Origin of the sequence: Rhodococcus sp. R1101 (assembly GCF_000278445.1) — a bacterium.
Taxonomy (GTDB): Bacteria; Actinomycetota; Actinomycetes; order Mycobacteriales; family Mycobacteriaceae; genus Rhodococcus; species Rhodococcus gordoniae.
In genome coordinates this window covers 1-4,090 of sequence record NZ_AJVB01000348.1, presented here as the reverse complement: position 1 = coordinate 4,090, position 4,090 = coordinate 1, and the positions used below count along the sequence as shown (strand labels likewise).

Annotated in this window: 4 protein-coding genes; all 4 read right to left on the bottom strand. The window is 68.8% G+C overall.

Translation table 11 applies throughout. The features are described from left to right. Positions 1 to 929 (bottom strand): mannose-6-phosphate isomerase, class I (manA, locus tag R1101_RS0117535; RefSeq protein WP_016934666.1); only part of this gene is annotated, 929 nt, incomplete at its 3' end. After that, positions 929 to 2,014, bottom strand: a complete 1,086-nt coding sequence (locus tag R1101_RS0117530; protein ID WP_016934665.1) for an SIS domain-containing protein — start codon at positions 2,012 to 2,014, stop codon at positions 929 to 931. The genes manA and R1101_RS0117530, both read right to left, overlap by 1 nt. Before the next feature lie 102 nt (positions 2,015 to 2,116). Beyond that, positions 2,117 to 3,487, bottom strand: coding sequence for a phosphomannomutase/phosphoglucomutase (locus R1101_RS0117525; protein WP_016934664.1), 1,371 nt, complete (start codon positions 3,485 to 3,487; stop codon positions 2,117 to 2,119). Positions 3,488 to 3,564: 77 nt separating this feature from the next. Continuing rightward, on the bottom strand, positions 3,565 to 3,960 hold the full coding sequence (locus tag R1101_RS0117520) for a DUF3499 domain-containing protein (protein ID WP_198420295.1): 396 nt from the start codon (positions 3,958 to 3,960) through the stop codon (positions 3,565 to 3,567). Positions 3,961 to 4,090 lie beyond the last annotated feature (130 nt).

Genomic DNA, 4,090 nt, shown 5'->3' with positions numbered 1-4,090 from the left:
GACGCCGCGCCGAAGTCGAGCACGCGCAGCAGTTCGGGCACGTCCACGTGTTTGGGAGTGAGACCGCCGCGTAACACGTTGTCGGAATTCGCCATGATCTCGACGCCCATGCCGTGCAGATAGGCATGCAGATTCCCCGCATCGAGATAGAGTCCCTCCCCCGGCTGCAGGGTGATGCGGTTGAGCAGCAGGGAGGCCAGCACCCCGGCGTCGCCCGGGTAGAAATCCGCCAGCTGCAGAGCCGTACGCACCTCCGGAACGAAGTCGCGTTCACCGTCCCGGCCGGTGGCGAGATAGGTCACGCAGCCGTCGAGCACGCGCGGCAGCAGCGCCGCGAGAGCGGGCGGAGGCAACGTGATCCAAGTGGTGAACAGCGCCCGCAGGCCACTCGAATCGGGTTGTCCCGCGAGCAGTCCCACATAAGGGTCGAGCTCCGGGACCGCCAGCGCCTCGAACAGCTCCACCGTCCGCTTCGGATCGCGGAAACCGGCGAGCGCCTCGAATCGCGTCAGCGCCACCACCAGTTCGGGCTTGTGGTTCGCGTCCTTGTAGTTGCGAACGGGCGAGTCGATCGGGATTCCCAGCGCTTCCTCGCGAGCGAACCCCTCGGCCGCCTGGCGGGCACTGGGATGCGCCTGCAACGACAAGGGCTCCTCCGCTGCCAGGAGCTTGAGGAGGAAGGGCAGCCGGGGACCGAACGCCCCCACAGCGCGGTCGCCGAGATGTCGCCGAGGCTCGGCCGACAGCAGATCGAGCAGCGAGTGCTCGTCGCCGTCCGAATCCACCAGCCTGGCGGGATCTGCCGGATGCGCACCGAGCCACAACTCGGCCTCGGGGTGATGGGACGGCACAGTGCGGCCGCGCAAGGTGGCGATCGCGGTTCGCGATCCCCAGGCGTACGAGCGCACCGCACCTTCGAGTCGGTGCACTATCTCCCCCCTGCCAATCCGAGATATGCAGCCGCCATCTCTGTGCGGACGGTCAACACTGCCACCTGTTCCAGCACGGTCGGCACCGTGCTCGACTCGAATTCTCCGACCACGGACATCACTTCCACATCCGGTAGTGCCGCCGTCCTCCGCTGCGCCGCCGACCGGTCGGGGTCCGTGCTGAGCACGAACACCCGCGCCGGTGCGATCGGCGCCGGTCCGTCCAGTTCCTCGTCGTGGAAGAACGGGTCGTAGTTCTCACCACTCGCGGTGACGACGGCCATGAGCCGATCGCGCGCGACCAGAACGTCGCCGAGCGCCGCGGCACCCGAGACCACACCCGCCTCCTGCAGCAAGGATTCCGACGCGTGCCGGGCGAGGACCGTCGTCGCCGCGGAATCACCCGCGAACACCACTCGGCGCGACTGCATGCGCACCGCGAGCGACTTCGCAGGATTGTGGAAGACCTCGTTCTCCGGATGATTGCGCGCCGCTTCCTCGTCGGCCGTGTCGGCGACGTCGGCGAGCGGTGGCACACCGGCGATCCGCACGGCGCGCTGCAGCACACCGAGCACCGCGCAGAACACCGCGACGTGCCGGGCGAGCACGTACCGCGTCCGGACGCGGATCCGGGGCGGCAACGACATCGCGCGACCGGCCGCGACCGCCCGCACCGGACCCTCGTCCGGGGCGTCGACGACGACCTCCGCGCTGCGCCGCAGTCCGGCGTCGATGCTGCGGGCCACTTCCGGATCGCCGGCATCGTTCCCCGAGACCACCACGACGTCGAGCGCACCCACCCAGGGCGGGGTGGCCGGTGCGGCGACCAGCGGTATACCGGCCTGGTCCCCGAACAACGCGACGACCAGTTCGGCGGCCGATCGGGCGCGGGCATCGGTGCCGACGAAGACGACACTGCGAGGATGCATGTCGGTGAGCCGGCCGAGCACACCTTCGTCGACCGCCGCGGCGACCGCACGGATCTGGGCGCCGCCGAGGGCCGCGCTCCTGAGGATGCCGTCGACATCGGCGGCGAGCAGGCTGCCCGCATCGTCGAAGTCGAACAGCGGTGAGGGTGCCGTCACGACCGCATCACCTTCCTTCCGCCGCCGCGACCTCGGCGAGCCACCTGACCGAGCCCGGCACGCCATGCACCGGCACTTCGATTATTCCTGTTGCCCCTCCGTCTACGCACGAACGACAGAAAGGATCTCCTTCACCAATGCCTCGACCTCACCGTCCGTGCGCGCCTCCACGTTGAGTCGCAGCAGCGGCTCGGTGTTGGACGCGCGCAGGTTGAACCACGCGTTGTCGGGCAGGTCCACGGTGACACCGTCGAGCCGGTCGACCGACACCGCGCGATCCTCGAACGCCGCGACGACGGCCTCGGTGCGCTCGGCCGCGTCGGCGACCGTCGAATTGATCTCTCCCGACGCCGCATACCGGTTGTAGGAGCTCATCAACTCGGAGAGCGGGCCGTCCTGCGAGGCCAGCGCGGCGAGTACATGCAGTGCCGCGAGCATGCCCGAGTCGGCGCCCCAGAAGTCGCGGAAGTAGTAGTGCGCCGAGTGTTCGCCGCCGAAGACGGCGCCGGTCTCGGCCATCTGCTGCTTGATGAACGAATGCCCGACCCGGGTGCGGACGGGCTTGCCGCCCTGCTCGGTGACGAGTTCGGGCACCACCCGCGACGTGATCAAGTTGTGGATGATCGTGGAGCCGGGTTCCTCGGCGAGTTCGCGGGCTGCGACGAGCGCCGTCACCGCCGACGGCGTGACCGGCTCGCCGCGCTCGTCGACCACGAAGCAGCGGTCGGCGTCGCCGTCGAAGGCCAGGCCCACATCGGCGCCGGACTCGACGACCAGACGCTGGAGGTCGACGAGGTTGGCGGGGTCGAGGGGGTTGGCCTCGTGATTGGGGAAGGTGCCGTCGAGTTCGAAGTACAGCGGGACGAGGTCGACGGGCAGGGCGCCGAAGACGGCGGGAACTGTATGGCCGCCCATGCCGTTGCCGGCGTCGACCGCCACCTTGAGCGGTCGCATCTGCGCAAGGTCGACCAGACCGCGGACGAACGAGGCGTAGTCGTCGAGGACGTCGCGCTCGGTGATGCTGCCGCGCTCGCCCTCGTAGGCGGGAACACCTTCGACGAGATCGGCCGAGATCTGCGCCAGACCGGTGTCCTGACCGACGGGCTTGGCACCGGCACGGCAGAGCTTGATGCCGTTGTACTTCGCAGGGTTGTGGCTCGCGGTGAACATCGCGCCGGGTGCGTCGAGCAGACCCGACGCGAAGTAGAGCTGGTCGGTGGACGCGAGTCCGATGAGCACCACGTCGAGTCCTCGGGAGGTGACCCCGTCGGCGAAGGCCTGGGACAACGAGGGGGACGAGGCACGCATGTCGTGCCCGATCACCACGCGGTCGGCGCTGCCCTCGCTGCGCAACAGGCGTGCGAACGACGCTCCGACCTCGCGGACGAACTCTTCGTCGATCTGCTCCCCGACGACTCCCCGTACGTCGTACGCCTTGATGACCGCTGACACCGACTCGGCAGCTCTCGCCACTGTATTGACTCCTGAACCTCGACTCGTGCGATGCCGTCCTCCGCGACATCGCACTCGCTCAGCCTAGTGCGAACGGCTCAGGACGTGGGATCGGGAAGCACACGCAGGTGCCCACGTCGGCCGGTGCGCGTGGTCGGCGGCACGACGGCCCGCTGGGGTTCCTCGGCATCGTCTTCGGCCGAGTCGGAGCGGGAACGCTCACCCAGTCCGGCCTCGCGTACGGCCTCGGCGAGGGCGGTCAGATCGTCCTCGTCGGGGGTGCCCGACGAGAACGCTCCCTCGTACCGGACGAGTTCCCATCCCTTGGGGGCCGTGATACGTGAACCGTGCATCTCGCAGAGATCCCACGAGTGCGGTTCCGCGACGGTCGCCAGGGGGCCGACGACGGCGGTGGAGTCCGAGTACACGTAGGTCAGCGTCGCAACAGCAGGGTTCTTGCACCCAGGCCGGCAGCATCGACGCAGTGTTCTCACGACTGGGAGCGTAGCGCGCCGAGCGCTCCAGGACTATTCGGACACACCGAAACGGGCGGCGGATTTTCGTGGTCGTAGTGTCCATGGCATGGTCCGCGCACGACGTTCCCGCCCTGTGTCGTCCCGTTCC